Raw genomic sequence first — 20873 nt, 5'->3', positions numbered from 1 at the left:
AAGCGACGGCCAGACGTGGCCGGCCAGGGCCCCCTGCTCCGCGTGGTCCCGGCCGGGCCAGGACCCCTGCTCCTCGCGGTCGTGGCCCGACCGGGACCCCCGCTCCGCGCCGAGCGCTCACGCGGGGGTCATGAGTAACGGCCGCGCCCTCTCCCGCAGCTCCATCACCCGCGGTTCGTCGCCGTAGGGCTCCAGCCGGTGCAGCAGGTCCTTGACGTACTCCGTGGTTCGGGCGGACGAGATGCGGCCCGCCACCTCCACCGCCCGCACGCCCTGCTCGCAGGCCGCGTCGAGGTTGCCCGACTCCAGTTCGGCGACCGCCGAGACGACGAGCCGCAGTCCGTGAGAGCGCACGAACTCCTCCGTCGGCTGCGACAGCGCCTGCTCGGTGAATCTGCGTACCTGGCGCGGCGCCTTCAGGTCGCGATAGCACTCGGCGGCGTCGGCGGCGAACCGGTCGTAGGAGTAGAAACCCAGCCAGGACGGATCGTGGTCGCCGTCGCGGGACCGCTCCAGCCAGCCCTCGGCCGCCTTCAGCGCCCCGCCGGCGGCGTGCGCGTCCCCCGCGCGTGCGTGTGCGCGTGCCTCCACCAGCCGGAAGAAGCTCATGGTGCGGGCCGTGGCCAGCCCCCGGTTGCGCTCCAGAGCCGCCTGCGCGAGGTCGACGCCCTCGTCGCCGAACCCGCGGTAGGTCGCCTGGAGGGACATGGAGGCCAGGACGTAACCCCCGAGGGGCACGTCGGCCGCCGCGCGGGCCAGCCGCAGCGCCTGGATGTAGTACCGCTGCGCGGCCTCCTGCTGGCCGGTGTCGAAGGCCATCCACCCCGCCAGCCGCGTCAGTTCGGCGCTCGCGCCGAACAACGCCCGGCCGACCTCGTCGGAGTACGAGCCGAGCAGCAGCGGCGCCGCCTCCACCCGCAGGCACTCCGGGACCATCGACGAACGCCAGTCGCCGCCACCGTACTTGGAGTCCCAGCGTCTGGCGTCCTCAGCGGCCTCCCGCAGCTTCTGCACATCACTGTGGCCGACTTTGAGCGGTGCGCCGGACCCCTCCAGAAGGTGGATGTCGCGGGCTACCGAGCTGTCGGCCGGGGTTATCAGCCATCGTGAGGCGGGCGTCGCGTACGCGCTTACCGCGAACGATCCGGCCAGCGACTGCCAGATGCCTCCCGAGCCGGCCCGGCGGCCCGCGAGATCGAGGCGGTAGAGGTCGGTGGCCGAGCGCACGGCCTGGCCGACGTCCCTGGGGAAGGCGAGGCCCACCTCGGGAGCGGGATCCGCGTCCGCTAGGCCGATCTCGTGGAGCGGCACCGGACGGCCGAGTTTCTGCCCTATGGCGGCCGCGATGAGGTGCGGCGCGGCGCCCTGCGGCACCATGCCCTTCGACACCCAGCGCGCCACGGACGTCTTGTCGTAGCGAAGAGTCAACCCGCGTTGGGCGCCAAGGTCGTTGACGCGTCGTGCGAGTCCTGCGTTGCTGATTCCCGCGAGGGCGAGAACGGCGCCGAGTTTTTCGTTCGGCCCGCGTTGCTCCCTGGACATTGCGCCACCCCTCGACACAGACGGCTGCCGCGCTGGCATAACCATGCGGCATTCGTAAACCCAGCGTAGTTCGCCGCATCCCAAGCGTTAAGGGGCATTCTTCCGGTTGGCGGGATTGTGGTCCGTACGGAAGCGCGGGGGCAGGTACGGACCGTCGCTGCGTGCTCCCGCCCGTGTGGCCGTGCGCCCGGCCGTGCGCTCTTCTCCGGCCATCGGGGGAGCGGTTCCATGGGTCGTGCGTGGGTCGGCCCGCTGTACTGGATCCAGTGGGCTGGGGGACACCGCCGCCTTCATCCCCGCGGGTGGCGGAGCGGTCCGGGAGGCGCCTTCCGTCTCCCGGGCCGACGCGGGTCCGCAAGGGCACGCGCGTGTACGGAGCGTTGCGGGAGCCTGCGCGGAATGCCTCCAACGACGGGGGCAGTCGCGGGATTTGGCCGAAAATCGACCCCACGTTCCCTACGGGACAACGCCTCTCACCATGGAAATTGAGGGCGCGCGCGGCGTTCTGGGGGAGCGTACCGGGGGCGCATTCACGTCGCAGACACCGGGGTGCGCACCACCGCACCCGTCGGCGCCGACGTCCTCACGCAAGCGGTTTCCGCCGATCGCGAGCGGCCTGGCCTCCGTCTGCGGCGCGTTCTTCGTGGCAGCATGGTGAACCGTTCTTGCGGTGCACTCGGTTGTCCACAGCCTGTGGAGGCGTCGATGCGGTGGTTGGTGGGATGGAGCAGCACCGCCGCGGGCGCGTGGGGCGGGTCCGCCGGGTCCGTCGGCTATGACGGCCGGCACGACGCCGACGCGGCGTACGGCGGCCAAGTCGGCTATGAGGGCGAGACGTTGCAGCCGGTCGGCTCCCATCTTCTGTGGGGCGACCCCGATCCGCTGTGGGCGGTCGGCGACTGGCGGCCCGACGAAGTGCGGGTGGTGTCGGTCGACGCGCAGAACCGGATCGCGGTGCTCGGCACCTGCGGTGCGACCGACGACCAGCTGCGTATCGGGCTGTCCGCCGCGCGCGGAGGGGCACTTCGGCATCTGACGGCCTGGCCGGGCAGCTACACGGCGATCGTGCGGGTCGGCAGGCGCCTCACCGTCTGCGGCGATCTGGCGGGCGTACGCCCGGTGTTCCACACCCCCTGGGCGGGCGGCACCGCGTACGCCACGGCCGCCCTGCCGCTCGCCGATCTGGTCGAGGCCAACCTCGACTTCGGCCACCTGGCGGCCCTGCTCGCCGCCCCCGACGTGCCGGCGGCCCTGCACGACTCCACCCCGTACGACGGCGTGCGACGCGTACCGCCGGGGCATGCGCTGATCCTGCGCGCCGGGGCGCGCGAGATCGCCGGGTACGAACCGGTGGCCTCGCTCGCCGTGGCGGCGCCGCCGGCCGATCCCGACAGCGCGGTCGACGCCGTGCGCGACGCGCTCGTCGAAGCGGTGCGCGCGCGTCTGTCCGCGCCCCGGCACGTTCCCGACATCGACCCCGGCCCGGTGCCCGGCATGGGCCCCGCCGAACGGCGTGCCGCGCGCGGGATGCCCATGCCGGGCATCGGCGCCGACCTCTCCGGCGGACCGGCCTCCGGCACGCTGGCACTCCTCGCGGCGGGACTGCCCGGCATGCCGGGCACGCTGCTCGGTCACGGCACGGGCGCGGGCGAACGACTGCTGGCCGTCACCTTCAACGACCTGGCCGTCGGCGGAGACGAGGACGAACTGGAGCGGGCCGGCGCCCTCGCGGCCAACCCCCGCCTGCACCACGTCGTGGCGGCGGGCGCCGAGGAGACCCTGCCGTACGCCGACATGGACGGCCCGCTGACCGACGAACCCGGCCCGAGCCTGGTCACGGTCGCCCGGCACCGCGCACGGCTCGCGGCGGGCAGTGCGGACCACTTCACGGGCTACGGCGCCCGCCAGGTCCTGGACGCCCATCCGGCCCGCCTGGCCGACCTGTTGATGGACCGCAAACGCCGGCACCTCGTGCGGCCCGTGGCAGCGCTCACCAAGGCGGACGGCTCCGTGCTCGTCCCCGCGCGCGTGTACGGCGCGGCCCGCCGGCTGGCCCGTACGCCGTACCGCGCGGGCGTGGAGGGCCTCGCCGAACGGCTTCTGCACCGCAGGTTCGGCTCCGACGACTCCGGAGGCGCGCTCGGGGCGTCCCTGGCGGCCCTCACATGGGGCGGAGCAGGCCCCGCCGCACGCTGGCTGACAGGCGAGGCGCTCGCTGAAGTATCGGTTCGCCTGCAGAGTGCCGCGCACCGCGCCGGCGGGGGACCCGGTCAGCGTCCGGGCGACTACCGCGCGCGTGCGGCGCTCACCCGGCACGCCATGGACCTGCGGGTCCTGGAGCAGGCCGCGGAGATCCGATCCCAGCGACTGCATGCGCCGTTCCTCGACAACCAGGTCGTACGGGCCTGCCGGGCGCTCCCCGAGACCCTGCGCGTGCAACCCGGGGCGCGCGCCGCGATTTTGCGCACCGTCCTGAAGGGCGCGGGCGTCACCGACCTGCCGCCCGGCTGGGGCGCGCCCTCGCAGGCCTCCGCGTCCGCCGCCGCCCGGGCGGGCCTGCGTATGGCCATCGACCCGCTCCTCAACCTCTTCGAGGCCCCGCTGCTCGCGGAAGCGGGGCTGATCGAGGCCCGGGTCGTCCGCAGGGCGCTGCGCGCGGCGGCGGCGGGCGAGCCCCTTCCCCTGGACGGCCTCGCCGACCTGATCTCCCTGGAGATCTGGCTCCGCCGCCTCCTCTCCCGCCGCGGCACCTGCTGGACCGGCACCCCGGCCCGCGCGCGTGCGGTTCCCGCGGGCATCGCCCCCCAGAGACGGGCGGTCTCGTCCGGGGGATGACGGGTGGGTAGTGCCCGGGGGACGACGATTGCTGTTGCTGTTGCTGTTGCTGTTGCTGTCGCTGTCGCTCTTGCCGTCGCCGTTGTTGCCCTTGCTGGGCGCTGCGGCGCGGCGACGCGCGGGCAGCCGTGGGCCTCGCGTCGCGAAATCGTGTGCCCCGTGCCTCGCCCCGGACGACAATGACCCGGTGCGGTACAGAATCCTGGGCGTCACCCAGACCGAGGACGACCAGGGCGTACCCGTACCCGTACCCGGGGCACGACTCCGCGCCCTCCTCACCGCCCTGGCCCTCCGCCCCGGTCGCCTCACCGCCCCGGAGACCCTCATCGACGAGGTCTGGGGCGAGGCGCCGCCCCAGGACGCCCCCGCCGCTCTCCAAGCCCTGATCGGCCGACTGCGCCGCGTCGTCGGCAGGGACACGGTGACCTCCGCTCCGGGCGGGTACCGGCTCGCCGCGACCGAGGACGACGTCGACCTCTTCGTCTTCGAGCGACTGGTCCGCCGGGGCGTCGAAGCCCTGCGGCAGGGGGACGCCCCCGCAGCCGCCCGCTCCCTCGACGACGCCCTCGCGCTGTGGCGCGGCCGCGCGCTCGCCGACCTGCCCGACCGCACGCCCGCCGCTCGTCCGGAAGCCCTCCATCTGGAAGCGGCCCGTGCCCGCCTCGAGGCGGACCTGCTTCTCGGCCACGCCCGCGAAGCCGTGCCCCGCCTGACGGAACTGACCGCCGCGCACCCCTACGACGAACCGCTGCACGCGCTCCTCATCCGGGCCCTGCGCGACTCCGGCCGCGCCGCCGACGCCCTGGCCGCCTACGAGAGCACCCGCCGCACCCTCGCCGACGGCCTCGGCGCCGACCCCGGCCCGGACCTGCGCGCCCTGCACGCCGAACTCCTCGACCCGAACCACCGGGAGTCCGCCCACGGCCCGGAGCCGAGCGGAGGTGCGGAGCCCGGTCGCGGTTCGGCTCCGGAACAGGCCCACCACCCGGAGTCGGCCTCCCACCCAGGACCGGCCCGACCGGCGCCCTCCCCCCACCCCCACGGGTCACCCGTTTCCGGGCGTCCCGAGGAAGCTCCCGGGCCCGGGCGGGGCCGGCCGCGTGCGCCCCATTCCCTGCTCCCGTCCGGGCTTCCCGAACGCACCGGCAACATCCGTCCGCGGCTTAACTCTTTCGTGGGCCGGGAACCCGAGATCGCCGCCATCCGTTCCGAATTGCACAGGGCCCGTCTCGTCACGCTCACCGGACCGGGCGGCTCTGGAAAGACCCGTCTCGCCGAAGAAGCCGCCGCCGGGCTTCCGCAGGCATGGCTGGCCGAGCTGGCGCCGCTCGACCGACCGGAGGCGGTGCCCGGCGCGGTGGTCAGCGCCCTCGGCCTGCGCGAGACCGTACTGATGACCACCGAACTGACACCCGCGCAGGACGACCCGGTCGCTCTGCTCGTCGAGTACTGCGCCTCGCGCAGCCATCTCCTGATCCTTGACAACTGCGAACATGTCGTCGGCGCGGCAGCCGACCTCGCCGAGACCCTCCTCACCCGCTGCCCCGGACTCACGATCCTCGCCACCAGTCGTGAACCTCTGGGCGTGCCCGGCGAGTCGGTCCGCCCGGTCGAGCCCCTCCTCCCCGACCACGCGCGCCGTCTCTTCACCGAGCGAGCGGCCGCCGTCCGCCCGGACGCGGCGACCGCCCTGCGGGACGAGGAGGCGATCGCGGAGATCTGCCGACGGTTGGACGGTCTGCCGCTCGCCATCGAGCTGGCCGCCGCACGCCTGCGGTTGCTGACCCCGCGACAGATCGCCGACCGGCTCGACGACCGCTTTCGGCTGCTCACCTCCGGCAGCCGCACGGTCCTGCCCCGCCAGCAGACCCTGAGGGCGGTCGTCGACTGGTCCTGGGACCTGCTCGACGAACCCGAGCGCACCCTGCTGCGCGAGCTGGCCGTGTTCGCGGGCGGCTGGGACCTGGAGGCGGCCGAGGCCGTGTGCACCGGCCCGGTCGCGGAGCTCGTCGGAGCGCTCGTCGACAAGTCCCTGGTCGTGGCGGCCCCGCACGCGGGGCCGGGTGGCGACGGCATGCGCTACCGCATGCTGGAGACGATCCACGAGTACGCCCTGGAGCGCGCCGCCGAGCAGCCGCGGTCCCGCGCGGCGACGGAGCGACGGCATCGCGCGTGGGTGCGGGCGCTCGTCGAGCGTGCCGACCCGTTGCTCCGTTCCGCCGAACAGCTCTCCTGGATCGCCCGTCTGGAGACCGAGCTCGACAACATCCGTGTGGGCCTCGACCGTTCCCTCATGGCGGGCGACGAGGAGGAGGCCGCCGCCCTGTGCCTCGCCGCGGGCTGGTTCTGGTGGCTGCGCAACTACCGCCACGAGGGCGCGGAATGGACCGACCGCACCCTGCGCCTCGGCGCGGTCCTGGACTCCCTCCAGCCGCCGCGGCCACAAGCCCCCGCCGCCCAGCACGCCACCACCCCTGACGTCACCACCGCACACGCCCCGGACCACACAGCCCCCGTCGGCCCGGCCCCGGCTCTCCCCGCCGACCTGACGGCCCGGATGGCCGCCGTCGACCCCATCGAGGCCTTTCTCACCGCGCCGGACACCCCGCCCAAGGCGGTGCCGGACACCGCGCCTGTGTCCGAAGCCGGGCCCGAGGCGGTGCCGGATGCCGGGCCCGAGGCGGTGCCGGATGCCGGGCCCGAGGCGGTGCCGGACGTCGTGCCCGAGACCGCGTTCGACGTCGCGCCCGAGGCCCCCTCCGGCACCGAGGACGATGATGCCCACCCTCTGTCCGTGCAGCGGACGAGTCTGCGGATGTTGCATCTGTTCCTGCTGTCCGAGTCGGAGCCGAGCCGCACCACGACGGACCCGCGCTACCCGGAGTACCTGGCCCGGCTGCGCGCACGCTACGAGCCGGGAGGCCCGCAGGCGGCGCGGATGCCCGGCCTCATCTGGCCGGTCACGGCCTTCCACATGCGGGACACGGTGGACGTCCGGGGAATCCTCGACCGGGCGGTCGAGAACTGCCGTCGGTACGGCGGCGACTGGGAGCTGGGTTGTGCCCTGATGTTCCGCACGCACATGGTCGTCGACTCCTCGGGCGGGCTGCACGGCGTCGACGACGACCTGGCGGAGCTGCGCGTGCTGAGCCTGCGGGTCGGCGACCGCTGGATGCGGGCCCAGGTGTGCGGCGCGGCCGCCGAGGCGGAGATGGTGCGCGGTCGTTTCACGCAGGCGGAGCACGAGTACCGCGAAGCGCTGCGGCTCGCCTACGAGGTCGGGGCGTACGCCGAGACCCCGTTCCTCATCGCCCGGCTCGCGGAGATCGCCTACCGGTCGGGGGACGTGGACGGCGCCCTGGCCACCCTGGACGAGGCGAGCAGCGCCTCCGACCGCTACGGGGTGCCGGACGTCCGGGCGTTCGTCCTGCTGCTGCGCGCCCACATCGCGCTGTTGGTGGACGACGACGCGGCACACGCGCGCATGCTCTGCGAGGAGGGCCGGGCGGCGGCCGGCGCGGGGACCCCGCCACCCCAGTTCGCGGCGGCGCTGAACATGCTCGACGCGGACCTCACGGCTGTCGAGGCCGGGCCCCGGCACGCCTTGCCGATGGTCGCGGACACCCTGCGGCAGGCGATGGCCGAGCAGTGCGCCGAGGCGGTCACGTCGTCGATCGTGGACGGCGCGGCGGACCTGCTGGCCCGGCTCGGCGACTTCCGGCGTGCGGCAAGGCTGCTCGCGGCTGCCGATGTTCTGCGCGGCCCCCACCCGCGCCCCGCTCCGCTGGACGCCCGCGCCGAACGCACCGAGGCCGCGATCCGTGAGGCCCTGGGCGGTGAGCGCTACGCGGCCGAGCGTGCCCGTGCGTCGCACATGACGTCCGGCGACGCCCTGCGCGAGATCGTCGAGGCCCTCCACGACCACCCGATCCCGTCCGCCACCCAGCCCGCCACCCTGCCTGCCGCCTCGCCTGCCACCCAGCCTGCCACCCAGCCCGCCACCCTGTCTGCCGCCTCGCCCGCCTCCGCCTCCGCCGCCCCGCCCCACACTCGCGCCGGCACCCGCCACCGCACCTGACGCCGGGGGCATCGCCGGCGCCCAGATGTCTACGAGCAGGTGAACCCGGACTCCGCCCAGTCCGCGAGGGCCACCGAGCCGAGGGCGTCGCGCGGCTCGACGACCAGTCGCACCGTCGTCCGGCCCGCGAGATCCACATGGACGGGGACGGCCGGGTCGCCGCCTCTGACCATCCCGGACGACCAGAGCCGGGCCCCGTCGCCGTAGACGGAGAAGGCGACCGCGCCGAGCCGCAGCGTCAGGTCGTCGAGGCCGACCAGCGCGTCGTACGCGGTGCACGCGCGGTTGAGGTCGACGGTGACCCAGGAGCCGCCGTGCACGGTCACCCCACCCTTGTACCGCCGGTCCGCGACGGACAGCGCGGACCGCTGCCACACCCAACTGCTGCCGCGGAGCCGGATCTCGGGCCCGGACCCGTCGCCGACGACGTCGTAAGGCAGCTCGCCCAGCGGATAGACGCTCGGGTTGGGCAAAGGGGCAGGCGGGGGCGTCCGGGTGGGCGTCGGAGCGGGTGAGGCCGGCGGCTCTGGGGCGGTCGGCGCAGACGGACTGGGCGTCGGTGCGGGCGTCGGTGCGGAGGAGGCCGTCGGCGTCGGGGCGGCGGCCGACACGATCACCGGCGGCTCCGGCGCGGGTCGCCGCGCGCGCGTCGGTGCGGCCGTCGGCGCGGGCGTCGGCTCCGCGGGTCGCGCGACCGGCGCGGGGGCCGCGGGGGCGGAGGCCGGCGGCCGTGCCTCGGGCTGCCGCGCGGGGGCGTCGTGGCCGACGAGCGCGAGGGCCACCGAGGCGGCCGCCACCGCGACCACGCCGGCGGCGATACCGGCCTTCACGGGCGCGCCCAGCCCCTCCGAGGCCAACGCACCGCCCCCGGCGCCCACTCCGCTCGAGGAACCGCTCCCGGCGGCAGCTCCCGCGGCGCCCACCGCACCCGCCCCAGCTCCGGCGCCGCCGGCGAGGAGCGCGAGGGCCTTGGCGTAGCCGGCCGCGCCGAACCAGCCGATGACCGCGACCGGCACCACGGCGGGGATGCTGCCGGCCACTTCCTCGATCTGCAGCGCCGCCAGCCGGCACCTGGAACACTCCTCCAGGTGCTTGCGCAGCCCCCGCTCGGCGCGGGTACGCAGCCGGCGACGGGCGTAGCCGCCGAGCTGGTCGGCGTAGCGGGCGCACTCCTCGTCGCTGGTGAGCGTGGCGCTGACATGGGCCTGGAGGTAGGCCTGCTTGAGCCCCTCGCGGGCGCGGCTGGCGAGTACGCGGGTGCCGTTGGCGTCGAGGCCGAAGAGCATGGCGACCTCGCTCGGCGACTCGTCCTCGACCTCGGTGTGCCACAGCACGGCCTGCCAGCGCTCGGGAAGGGACCGGAAGGCCTGCATGGCCATGGACTGCTCGGCCTCGTGCATCGCGCGGACGTCGGCGCCCTGGTCGAGTGTGTCGTCGTCGGACATCTCCGAGGCACGGGCGGACCGTGTGGCGAACAGCGCGAAGTCGTCCACGAGCTGTTCCCGCTTCGCCGACCGGGTCCAGCCGGCGGCCACCCGCCGTACGGAGGTGAGGAGGTAGGCGCGGACGGCGTACTCGGGTCCGGAGCCGCCGCGCACCGCCTGGAGCATGCGGGCGAACACCTCGGCGGTGAGGTCGTCGGCGGTGTGCGCGTCCCGGCAGCAGGTACGGGCGTAGCGGCGCACGGCGTCGGCGTGGCGCCGGTAGAGCTCCTCGTAGGCCGTGTCGTCGCCCGAGCGCATCCGGCCGATCAGATCGGTGTCGGCGGGCGGCAGATCCCGCGGCGGCGGCAGGACGCCGCCGTCGGCCCGCCACTCCCGCTGGGCCGGAACCGTGCCCTCGAAAGCGCGGCCGGGCAGGGACGCCGAGGATGCCGGGGATGGCGCGTGCTCGCCCACGGGCCCGCTCGCGCGTCCGCCCTGTCTCGGCACCTGTTCGTCACGACCGTCAACGCTCATCGCGGAGGACTCCCGCCGTCTGCCCCGCCCGTTCCGCCCGTCCCGACCACCGGGTCAGAGTGCCATATCGGCTTTCGGTCAGGACCCCGTCGGACGGGCCGACCACTGGTCCGTGAGGATCCGTCGCGGTCCGGCACCAAGGCCCCACCCCCGAGGAGGAAGACCCAACGGCCTTGTAGTACACGAGAGTTGGGTCGCACATCCGGAACGCCCCGGTACGGTGGCCGTGGTGAACAGAGTGCGGGGGCCCACTCGGGCCCCCGCACCCCGTCACCCTCACGAGTCAGGAAGGCGTCAGGAAGGCCGCGAGCGCAGACCCTCCAACAGGATGTCCAGCAGTCGCGCCGAGGCCGCCGCCTGCTGCGCCGGATCCGGCAGCGAGGGCGCCGCCGTCGCAATGACCAGCAGCACATCCGACACGGACACGTCGGCGCGCAGTTCGCCCGCCTCCCGCGCCCGATCCACGAGCCGGCCCACCACCTCGAGCAACGCCGTCGCCCCGGTGTCGTCGACGGCCGCCGTCGTGCCGTCCTCGTTGACGATCCGCAGCTCACCGGAGCCCGACTGGCTCCGCTGCTGCGGCACCCGCGCCGTCTCGGCCGGCACGCCTTCCACGCCCGCCACGTCGTCCTCCGCGACGCCGACCCGCAGCACCTGCGGCGGCAGCAGCCGCCCGGCGCCGGACGCCACGGACGTCCGCAGGAAGCGCGACAGCGCCGACCACGGCTCGTCCTCCTGCCCGAGCGCCGAGCGCGCCTGGTCCGTCAGCCGGGAGGTCTCCTCCTCGGCTATCCGCCGGACCAGCACGTCCTTGCTCGGGAAACGCCGGTACACCGTGCCGACACCGACCCGCGCGCGCCGCGCCACGTCCTCCATCGGCGCGCCGTAGCCCAGCTCGCCGAACACCTCGCGCGCCGCCCGCAGTACGTGTTCCAGGTTGCGCTGTGCGTCCACGCGCAGCGGCGCTGTCCGCGCGCCCTCTCCGCGTCCGCCGCCCAGTGCCGTCCCGACCGCGCCGCCGGGCGCGAGGGCCGACGTGGACGACGTCGACGACCAATGCGAATTCTGCATGTGCATGAATAATCCCCCGGTAATGACGTCTCCCCCCGGAGACTTTCCCCGCCATCGAAAGCCGGGGCGTGGAACACAGGGGACGGCCGCTCCGGGCCCGCCCGTCGCAGACCCGCAGAGCGCTTCCCCCCTGACACCCCGTCGTCCCACGAACATAGTTGAGAGAGAGTCAATTCAGAAGGGGCACGTTCCGCACGGAGCGACCCCCGATCGGAGTACGGGGTGCATACGTCCCGAATGCACCCCCACCCGCACCCCGGTACGCGTTACCTGACCTGCGCATCTGTCCCGCACTCCGATGTTTCGGCCAACCCCTCGGCCACCCGACTCGCGGTCACACAAATTGTCGAGGCTGTGGACAAACGCAAGCGCCGGGTGCGTCATGGGATGGTGAAGGAACGTGCGCGCATTCTCGTTGTCGGCGGCGGCTACGTCGGGATGTACACGGCCCTGCGGCTCCAGCGGAGGCTGAAACAGGAACTGGGCCGCGGCGAGGCCGAGATCACGGTCGTCACCCCCGACCCGTACATGACCTACCAACCCTTCCTCCCCGAGGCGGCCGCGGGGTCCATCTCCCCCCGGCACGTCGTCGTGCCGCTGCGTCGCGTCCTGCCCCACTGCCGGGTCGTGGTCGGCGAGGTCACCGCCGTTGACCACGCCAAACGCACCGCCACCTTCACCACCCTCGCCACCGAGGAGGAGGGGGCCGGCCCCCAGCAGCTGACGTACGACGAGATCGTCCTCGCGCCCGGCTCGGTCTCCCGCACCCTGCCCATCCCCGGGCTCGCCGACTACGCCATCGGCTTCAAGACCGTCGAAGAGGCGATCGGGCTGCGCAACCACGTGATCGAGCAGATGGACATCGCCTCCTCCACGCGCGACCCCGCCATCCGCGACGCGGCCCTCACCTTCGTCTTCGTCGGCGGCGGCTACGCGGGCGTGGAAGCGCTCGGCGAGCTGGAGGACATGGCCCGTTACACCACGCGCTACTACCACAACGTCCAGCCCGACGACATGAAGTGGATCCTGGTCGAGGCCTCCGACCGGATCCTGCCCGAGGTCGGCGCCGACCTCGGCCGCTACACGGTCAGTGAACTGCGCCGCCGCAACATCGACGTACGCCTGAACACCCGCCTGGACTCCTGTGCCGGCCGGGTCGCGGTCCTCAGCGACGGCGCCCGCTTCCCCACCCGCACGGTCGTGTGGACGGCCGGCGTCAAACCCCACCCGCTCCTCGCCGCCACCGACCTCCCGCTGAGCGAACGAGGGCGGCTGAAATGCACCCCCCAGCTGACCGTCGACGGCGTCACGCACGCGTGGGCCGCCGGGGACACCGCGGCCGTCCCCGACGTCACCGTCGACGAGCCCGGCAGGGAGACCGCGCCCAACGCCCAGCACGCCGTCCGCCAGGCCAAGGTCCTCGCGGACAACATCGTGCGCTCCCTGCGCGGCGAACCCCTGCAGACGTACGCCCACAAATACGTCGGCTCGGTCGCCTCACTCGGGCTCCACAAAGGCGTCGCCCACGTCTACGGACGCAAGCTCAAGGGCTACCCGGCCTGGTTCATGCACCGCGCGTACCACCTCAGCCGCGTGCCCACCGTCAACCGCAAGATGCGCGTGCTCGCCGAGTGGACCCTCTCCGGGCTCTTCAAACGCGAGATCGTCTCGCTCGGATCACTCGAGCATCCTCGCGCGGAGTTCGAACTCGCTGCCGGTGGAAAGCCTTCTGAAGAGTCTTCCGGCGACCCGAACGGGTCGTCCTGACCGAAACAGGAACTCCACGGGCCACCCCGACGTCTGACGAATGTCGGCCCGGACGGCGGTCACACTGCCAAACTGCTCCCTGCTCCCTGCTCCCTGCTCCCTGCCCGATCCCGAGCGCCCGAGCCCATGCCGAGCCCATCCCCAGCCGCTCACGACCCGCCCCAGACACCCCCCGCCTCCGTCCCGCCCCCTTCCACGCCCCCTCCGAGCCCTTCACAACCCCTTCCAGAACCACGGCGGGCCGGCGCAGGCTCCCGCCGAACCCAGCAGGCCGTCCCCACCAGCTCCACACCCCGGGTGCTGCAACAATGTGCGGCCACCGCCGCGCGGCCCCCGGAGCAGGCCGGGCCCGGAGCCGGCCGACGACGACTACACGAGGCAAGGATTCGTGAACTTCACGCGCTGGAGCGCCCGGCTCCCCGGAACACAGCGCCGCGCCGCCGCGCGGGCCGAGCACCCGGTCACCACCACGGACCGACGCAGCGAGGGCTCCGTGCCCGCGGCCCGCGCCGAACAACTCACCGACGCGCCGCCCGTACCCGCCGTCGACGAACTCCCGGTGCGTGAGGTCCTCGACCGCGTCCCGGCCCTCGTGGCCCTCGTCCACGGCCCCAGCCACCGCCTCGCCTACGTCAACGACGCCTTCAAGGCGGCCTTCGGCGCACGCCGCTGCGGCGAACCGGCCGCCGAAGCCCTGCCCGAACTCCGCGACCTCGGCCTCCTGCCCCTGCTGGACCAGGCGTTGCGCAGCGGCAAGCCCCGCACCCTGAAGTCGCGCAAGGCCCCCGACGGCCGCCACTACACCTTCACCTGCACCCCGGCCGCCGAGGACAACGGCGAAGGCGCGGTCCTGATCTTCGCCACCGACGTCACCGACCACGCGGAGGCCGCCGAACGCCTCAGGACCAGCGAACGCCGCCAGCGCGAGACCGCCGTCACGCTCCAGCGCTCCCTCCTGCCCCAGGAGCTCGAAGAGCCCGACGACCTGCGCATCGCCGCCACCTACCAGCCCGGCGGCACCGAAGCCGCGGTCGGCGGCGACTGGTACGACGTCATCACCCTCGGCGGCGGCCGCACCGCCCTCGTCATCGGCGACGTCATGGGCCGCGGCGTCCGCGCGGCCGCGGTCATGGGCCAACTGCGGACAGCCGTCCGGGCGTACGCCCGCCTCGACCTGCCCCCGCACGAGGTGCTCCAGCTCCTCGACGGCCTCGCCATGGAGATCGACGCCAACCAGATCGCCACCTGCGTGTACGCCATCCACGACCCCAACGAGGGCCGCCTGGTGTACGCCTCCGCGGGCCACCTGCCCATCCTCGTCCGCGACGACCAGGGCACCGTCCTGCGCGCCGACGAGCCCACCGGCCCGCCCCTCGGCACCGGCGGCTGGATGCACGCCTCCGGCTCGATCCCGCTCGGCCCCGGCTCGACGGCCGTCCTCTACACCGACGGCCTGGTGGAGCGCCGTAACGAAGACCTGGACGAAGGCATCGCCGCCCTGGAGCGCGCCTTGGCCGGCGCCACGGGCACCCCCCAGGTCGTCTGCGACCGCCTCGTCCGGTCGGCCGGCGTCACCGCCGACCACGACGACGACGTCGCCGTCCTCGTCCTCCAGCACCCCGCCCGCACCGGACCGGACAGAGAACTGTTCCGCAACGCGGCCCTGGAGCTCCTCGGCGGAGTCGAAGCGGCCCCACGCGCGCGTGCCTTCGCCTCGGGCGTCCTCACCAGCTGGCGCTTCCCCGCCGACCTGCACGACCTGGGCGTCCTCGCCACCAGCGAACTGGTCGCCAACTCGCTCCAGCACGGCATCCCGCCCATGCGACTACGGCTGCGCCGCACCGACCGACGCCTGATCATCGAAGTCACCGACGGCGACGACCACCTGCCGCGCCGCCGCCGCGCGGAACCGGGAGACGAGTCCGGCCGCGGCATCGCCATCGTCGCCACCATCGCCTCCCACTGGGGCAGCAGACGCACTCCGGGCGGCGGCAAAGCGGTCTGGTGCGAGTTCGTCCTGCCGAAACCGACGGACTGACACCGCACGGCTGCCAGAACGACAAACACGGCTGACGGCATGACCATGCAACGCTGACGGCATGACCACGCAAGGCTGCCCGAAACGATCCCGCACGACTGCCGTAACGCCATGAACGGCTGACGGAAAACCAGCGCACGGAAGCAGCCGAACAAGCCGTCCCCGCGCGCGGCACCTAGGCGAACACGCCCCCCGGTGCTACTAGCTCTGCATGGCAGACGCAACGGGCTTTCACCTCAAGGGAAGCGCCCCCGAGCGCTACGAACACTACGTCGCGCCCCTCATGGCGCCCTTCGTCACCGCACTCGTGGACGCCGCGGACCTCTTCCCCGGCGCCACCGTCCTCGACCTCGCCTGCGGCACCGGCTTCGCGGCCCGCGCCGCCGCCGCACAGGCCGGCCCCACCGGCCGGGTCGCCGGCACGGACCTCGACGAGGCCATGCTCAAGATCGCCCAGGCGTGCCACCCGCGCCTCTACCCGGACATCGAGTTCACCGCCGCCCCCGCCGACGACCTGCCCTACCCCGACGCGACCTTCGACGCCGTCCTCTGCCAGCAGGGAGCCCAGTTCTTCCCCGACCTCGACGCCGCCCTGACCGAGACGGCCAGGGTCACCCGCCCCGGTGGCCGCTTCGCCGCCACGCTCTGGTCCGGGCTGGACGACTCCCCGTACTTCCTGGCCCAGTACCGGACTCTCGAGGAGCACGACGGCCAGGAGGCGGCGGCGGTCTTCCGGGCCGCGTTCCAGGCCCCGGGCCGGGTGACCGCCGCCCTCGACCGCGCCGGCTTCCGCTCCACGGCCCGCCGCGACCTCACCTTCGCCATCGGCCTCCCCCCACTGGAGGACTACATCGCCGGCCACCTCTCCTCGATCCCCTGGGGCCAGACGCTCGTCGACACCGCGGGCGACGAGGCCCTCACACGGGCCGCCGAGGCGATCCGCGCGCGGCTCCCCGCATCGACGACCACCTTCCCCTTCACGGCGACCCTGGTGACCGCGATCCGCTGAGCGAACGCACGAACGCACGGGGCGAGGCGGCCGTCGTTCTCGGGACGACGGCCGCCTCTCCCCGCGCGGTGGGCGCGCTCCGCGCGAAGCGCCTCAGGCCTCCGCGGGCACCGGCTGCACGGCGGCGGCCCCACCCCGGGCCACCACCCGCCTGCGCACCAGCCACGGCTGGTCCTGGACGGCGGTCAGCTGCCGCCCCAACCGCAGCGCGAGGTAGGTGATCCCCAGCGAGAACCCGCGGTGGGCGCGCTCCGCGCGAAGCGCCTCAGGCCTCCGCGGGCACCGGCTGCACGGCGGCGGCCCCACCCCGGGCCACCACCCGCCTGCGCACCAGCCACGGCTGGTCCTGGACGGCGGTCAGCTGCCGCCCCAACCGCAGCGCGAGGTAGGTGATCCCCAGCGAGAACAGCAGGAACGTCACGATGTACGGCGCGTGCAGCGAAGCCCCCATCGGACCGCCCACCGCCGGCCCGACAGCCAGCGCGAGCTGCTTCACCAGGGCGAACGCCGAGTTGTACTGTCCCGCCAGCCCGGCCGGAGCCAGATCGGCCACCAGCGGCGCGAGCGTCGGCGACAGCATCGCCTCGCCCAGCCCGAACAGCGCGTACGTCGACACGAACGCGGCCGTCGCCATCGCCTTGCTGCCGTGCCCGAGCCCGGCGTACCCCGCCACGACCCACGCCACGGCCCAGAGCAGCCCCACCGCCGCGATCACCCGCGACCGCTTCTGCCGCTCCACGAACTTCAGCACGGCGAACTGCGCCACCACGATCATCGCCGTGTTGGCGGCCAGAGCGGTCCCGAGCGCGGACGTCGAAATACCCGCGGCCTCGACCCCGTACGCGCTCAGCCCTGACTCGAACTGCCCGTAGCAGGCGAAGAACAGCACGAAGCCCAGCACACACAGCTGCACCATGGCCCGGTTGCCGAGCAGCTGCTTCCAGCTCCCCCGCGCGGACTGCGGGGCGTCTCCCACGCGCGGGGCGCGCGGCAGCCGCACCGTCGACATCACCGCGGCCAGCAGCAGGAACATCGCCGCCTCGATGCCGAACAGCAGAGTGAAGGAAGCGACCCGCGTCGTGTCGACGAGGTGCCCGCCGATCAGCCCGCCCACGCCGAGCCCCAGGTTCTGCAGGAAGAACTGCGTCGCGAACGCCCTCGAGCGCGTCTCCGAGGTCGAGCTGTCCACGATCATCGTCGCCAGCGCGGGCTGCATCACGGCCTGCCCGGCCCCGAGCGCGGCCGCGGCCGCCAGAACGGCGGCGGCGGTGCCGGCCAGTCCCAGGCCCAGCGCGCCCAGCGCGGCGGTGACCAGAGCGGCGAGCAGGACCGGCAGTGGACCGCGCCGCACGATCGCCCGGCCGGCGAACGGCAGCACGATCAGCGCGGCGACGGCGAAGACGGCGAGCACCAGCCCCGCCGTCATGGCCCCCAGCCCACGCACCTGCGCCACATAGACGTACAGGTACGGGACGGTGAAACCGAGCCCGAACGCGCTGAGTGCGTTGCCCACGTGGATCCGGCGCATCGCTGCGCCCATCGCCCTGGTCACGTTCACCTCAATCAGGTAGGAGCCCTCAGTACTTAGGACCGAAGACTTAGAAGCTAAAGTTCGAAGCTAAACTGTACACCTCGAAGGACTTCAACCCGAACGCACCCCGTGCGATACTTGTTCCCATGGGCGACACCCCCGGCACGGCCGGCACCGGAACCGGCCTCGGCCTCGGCAGCGAGCCGACTCTCGAAGAGCAGATCGCCGCCTACCAACGCGAGTTCCAGGACCTCGACCCACAGGTCGAGAAGATCGTCTCGGCGCTCTCCCGCCTCAACCGCCGGATGAACGTCGCCTACGGCCGCCAGACCGCCGACCTCGGCATCAGCAACGCCGAGTGGGAGGTCCTCAAGGCCCTCGTCCTCTCCGGTGTTCCGTATCGCCTGGGCCCGAGCGACCTCGCGAAGCGGCTCGGCCTGACGCCGGCCGCGATGACACACCGGATCGACCGCATGGTCACCGAGGGCCTGGTGACCCGTGAACGGGACGAGACCAACCGGGTCCGGGTGATCGTGGAGCTGACACCCGAGGGCCGGGAGAAGTGGCTGAGGGCCATGCGCATGGCGACCGTCTTTGAGGAAGACCTCCTCCAGGATCTCTCCGCAGAGGAGCGCTCCACCCTCGGCGACGTCCTGACCAGGCTCCTTCGTCGCGTGGAGCACGCCCAGCCGGATGCGGGCGGCCGGCTCAGCGACCTCGACTGAACGGACCGCGCCCGTTCGGCCTAAAAAATCTTGACAGGGGCGGTTGACAGCCCCATCCAGGATCCGTAGAGTTCTTCGGGTTGCCGCGGAGCCGTAACGGTTCTCCGGTAGTACCTCCGCCGCAGCAGCGGCACCACAAACCACAGCACGATCTCCCTCGGGGTTGAATTCGGCGTGCCCGAATTCAATTCGATTCGGGGCCGGCAGCTCGATTAGCAACTGCCGAACGGATCCGCTAAGGTTTGGACGTCGGAACGGCCCAACAGCCGCGAAGACGACTCCCGCTGACCGGGAATCAGGGCCGAAAGGGTCTGGTAGAGTCGGAACCGCCGGAAAGGGAAACCGCGAGATAAGCGGGGAACCTGGAAAGCACCGAGGAAATCGGATCGGGAAACGGTCTGATAGAGTCGGAAACGCAAGACCGAAGGGAAACTGCCCGGAGGAAAGCCCGAGAGGGTGAGTACGAAGGAAGCGTCCGTTCCTTGAGAACTCAACAGCGTGCCAAAAATCAACGCCAGATATGTTGATACCCCGTCCCCGGCAGTGATAGCCGAGGATGAGGTTCCTTTGAAACAAACACAGCGAGGACGTTGTGAACGCCGGGCTTATTCCGCTCGACGTTCCGCTCTCGTGTGTGCGATCCCGATCACGGGAAAACATTCACGGAGAGTTTGATCCTGGCTCAGGACGAACGCTGGCGGCGTGCTTAACACATGCAAGTCGAACGATGAACCACTTCGGTGGGGATTAGTGGCGAACGGGTGAGTAACACGTGGGCAATCTGCCCTTCACTCTGGGACAAGCCCTGGAAACGGGGTCTAATACCGGATACCACTTCCACTCGCATGGGTGGGGGTTGAAAGCTCCGGCGGTGAAGGATGAGCCCGCGGCCTATCAGCTTGTTGGTGAGGTAACGGCTCACCAAGGCGACGACGGGTAGCCGGCCTGAGAGGGCGACCGGCCACACTGGGACTGAGACACGGCCCAGACTCCTACGGGAGGCAGCAGTGGGGAATATTGCACAATGGGCGAAAGCCTGATGCAGCGACGCCGCGTGAGGGATGACGGCCTTCGGGTTGTAAACCTCTTTCAGCAGGGAAGAAGCGAAAGTGACGGTACCTGCAGAAGAAGCGCCGGCTAACTACGTGCCAGCAGCCGCGGTAATACGTAGGGCGCAAGCGTTGTCCGGAATTATTGGGCGTAAAGAGCTCGTAGGCGGTCTGTCGCGTCGGATGTGAAAGCCCGGGGCTTAACCCCGGGTCTGCATTCGATACGGGCAGACTAGAGTGTGGTAGGGGAGATCGGAATTCCTGGTGTAGCGGTGAAATGCGCAGATATCAGGAGGAACACCGGTGGCGAAGGCGGATCTCTGGGCCATTACTGACGCTGAGGAGCGAAAGCGTGGGGAGCGAACAGGATTAGATACCCTGGTAGTCCACGCCGTAAACGGTGGGAACTAGGTGTTGGCGACATTCCACGTCGTCGGTGCCGCAGCTAACGCATTAAGTTCCCCGCCTGGGGAGTACGGCCGCAAGGCTAAAACTCAAAGGAATTGACGGGGGCCCGCACAAGCAGCGGAGCATGTGGCTTAATTCGACGCAACGCGAAGAACCTTACCAAGGCTTGACATACACCGGAAACGGCCAGAGATGGTCGCCCCCTTGTGGTCGGTGTACAGGTGGTGCATGGCTGTCGTCAGCTCGTGTCGTGAGATGTTGGGTTAAGTCCCGCAACGAGCGCAACCCTTGTTCTGTGTTGCCAGCATGCCCTTCGGGGTGATGGGGACTCACAGGAGACTGCCGGGGTCAACTCGGAGGAAGGTGGGGACGACGTCAAGTCATCATGCCCCTTATGTCTTGGGCTGCACACGTGCTACAATGGCCGGTACAAAGAGCTGCGAAGCCGTGAGGTGGAGCGAATCTCAAAAAGCCGGTCTCAGTTCGGATTGGGGTCTGCAACTCGACCCCATGAAGTCGGAGTTGCTAGTAATCGCAGATCAGCATTGCTGCGGTGAATACGTTCCCGGGCCTTGTACACACCGCCCGTCACGTCACGAAAGTCGGTAACACCCGAAGCCGGTGGCCCAACCCCTTGTGGGAGGGAGCTGTCGAAGGTGGGACTGGCGATTGGGACGAAGTCGTAACAAGGTAGCCGTACCGGAAGGTGCGGCTGGATCACCTCCTTTCTAAGGAGCACTTCTCACCGATCCCTTAGGGGTGAGGTCAGAGGCCAGTTCATCGGCGAACGTCCGATGCTGGTTGCTCATGGGTGGAACGTTGATTATTCGGTCCGGTTTCCGGGTCGGAGGCTTGCGAGTAC

Annotated in this window: 10 protein-coding genes and 1 rRNA gene; 7 read left to right on the top strand and 4 right to left on the bottom strand. The window is 71.9% G+C overall.

Annotation, left to right across the window (positions count from 1 at the left end; translation table 11 throughout):
* Nucleotides 1-117: 117 nt before the first annotated feature.
* Complete coding sequence (locus tag QA802_RS19970; protein WP_334524513.1) at nt 118-1542, bottom strand: NsdA family TPR-like regulatory protein; 1425 nt, start codon at nt 1540-1542, stop codon at nt 118-120.
* A gap of 705 nt (nt 1543-2247) precedes the next feature.
* Between QA802_RS19970 and QA802_RS19965 the strand changes: the two genes are divergently transcribed.
* A complete protein-coding gene (locus QA802_RS19965) occupies nt 2248-4377 on the top strand; it encodes an asparagine synthase-related protein (protein ID WP_334524511.1) in 2130 nt (709 codons plus the stop codon).
* A gap of 187 nt (nt 4378-4564) precedes the next feature.
* Nucleotides 4565-8455 carry an AfsR/SARP family transcriptional regulator gene (locus QA802_RS19960; protein WP_334524509.1) on the top strand — a complete coding sequence of 1297 codons (3891 nt, stop codon included), beginning with the start codon at nt 4565-4567 and terminating at the stop codon, nt 8453-8455.
* Nucleotides 8456-8484: 29 nt separating this feature from the next.
* On the opposite strand, the gene QA802_RS19955 is transcribed toward QA802_RS19960, so the two are convergent.
* A complete protein-coding gene (locus QA802_RS19955) occupies nt 8485-10413 on the bottom strand; it encodes a sigma-70 family RNA polymerase sigma factor (protein ID WP_334524506.1) in 1929 nt (642 codons plus the stop codon).
* A 294-nt stretch (nt 10414-10707) separates the two neighbouring features.
* Nucleotides 10708-11490 carry a TetR/AcrR family transcriptional regulator gene (locus tag QA802_RS19950; protein ID WP_334524504.1) on the bottom strand — a complete coding sequence of 261 codons (783 nt, stop codon included), beginning with the start codon at nt 11488-11490 and terminating at the stop codon, nt 10708-10710.
* Between the two features lie 381 nt (nt 11491-11871).
* Between QA802_RS19950 and QA802_RS19945 the strand changes: the two genes are divergently transcribed.
* The 3 genes from QA802_RS19945 (at nt 11872) to QA802_RS19935 (ending at nt 16298) form a co-directional block, all read left to right on the top strand.
* Entirely contained in the window at nt 11872-13251 is a 1380-nt protein-coding gene (locus QA802_RS19945; protein WP_334524502.1) for an NAD(P)/FAD-dependent oxidoreductase, read from the top strand.
* 388 nt (nt 13252-13639) lie between these two features.
* Entirely contained in the window at nt 13640-15289 is a 1650-nt protein-coding gene (locus tag QA802_RS19940) for an ATP-binding SpoIIE family protein phosphatase (RefSeq protein ID WP_334524498.1), read from the top strand.
* 211 nt (nt 15290-15500) lie between these two features.
* Nucleotides 15501-16298, top strand: a complete 798-nt coding sequence (locus QA802_RS19935; protein ID WP_334524496.1) for a class I SAM-dependent methyltransferase — start codon at nt 15501-15503, stop codon at nt 16296-16298.
* Nucleotides 16299-16563: 265 nt separating this feature from the next.
* Here the strand turns inward: QA802_RS19935 and QA802_RS19930 are convergent, their stop codons facing one another.
* Complete coding sequence (locus tag QA802_RS19930; RefSeq protein ID WP_334534763.1) at nt 16564-17826, bottom strand: MFS transporter; 1263 nt, start codon at nt 17824-17826, stop codon at nt 16564-16566.
* Between the two features lie 149 nt (nt 17827-17975).
* Between QA802_RS19930 and QA802_RS19925 the strand changes: the two genes are divergently transcribed.
* Both QA802_RS19925 and QA802_RS19920 read left to right on the top strand, forming a co-directional pair.
* Nucleotides 17976-18554, top strand: coding sequence for a MarR family winged helix-turn-helix transcriptional regulator (locus tag QA802_RS19925; RefSeq protein ID WP_334524493.1), 579 nt, complete (start codon nt 17976-17978; stop codon nt 18552-18554).
* Between the two features lie 659 nt (nt 18555-19213).
* Nucleotides 19214-20739 (top strand): 16S ribosomal RNA (locus QA802_RS19920).
* Nucleotides 20740-20873 lie beyond the last annotated feature (134 nt).

The sequence above is a fragment of the Streptomyces sp. B21-105 genome, from assembly GCF_036898465.1.
Classification (GTDB): domain Bacteria; phylum Actinomycetota; class Actinomycetes; order Streptomycetales; family Streptomycetaceae; genus Streptomyces.
Note: the sequence above shows the minus strand (reverse complement) of the source record. Positions and strands in the feature narration are given on the sequence as shown.

What these genes read in the sequence shown, in the direction of transcription:
- QA802_RS19970 (WP_334524513.1), bottom strand. Translation starts at nt 1,542, where the DNA reads ATGTCCAGGGAGCAACGCGGGCCGAACGAAAAACTCGGCGCCGTTCTC.
- QA802_RS19965 (WP_334524511.1), top strand. Translation starts at nt 2,248, where the DNA reads ATGCGGTGGTTGGTGGGATGGAGCAGCACCGCCGCGGGCGCGTGGGGC.
- QA802_RS19955 (WP_334524506.1), bottom strand. Translation starts at nt 10,413, where the DNA reads ATGAGCGTTGACGGTCGTGACGAACAGGTGCCGAGACAGGGCGGACGC.
- QA802_RS19950 (WP_334524504.1), bottom strand. Translation starts at nt 11,490, where the DNA reads ATGCACATGCAGAATTCGCATTGGTCGTCGACGTCGTCCACGTCGGCC.
- QA802_RS19945 (WP_334524502.1), top strand. Translation starts at nt 11,872, where the DNA reads ATGGTGAAGGAACGTGCGCGCATTCTCGTTGTCGGCGGCGGCTACGTC.
- QA802_RS19935 (WP_334524496.1), top strand. Translation starts at nt 15,501, where the DNA reads ATGGCAGACGCAACGGGCTTTCACCTCAAGGGAAGCGCCCCCGAGCGC.
- QA802_RS19930 (WP_334534763.1), bottom strand. Translation starts at nt 17,826, where the DNA reads ATGCGCCGGATCCACGTGGGCAACGCACTCAGCGCGTTCGGGCTCGGT.
- QA802_RS19925 (WP_334524493.1), top strand. Translation starts at nt 17,976, where the DNA reads ATGGGCGACACCCCCGGCACGGCCGGCACCGGAACCGGCCTCGGCCTC.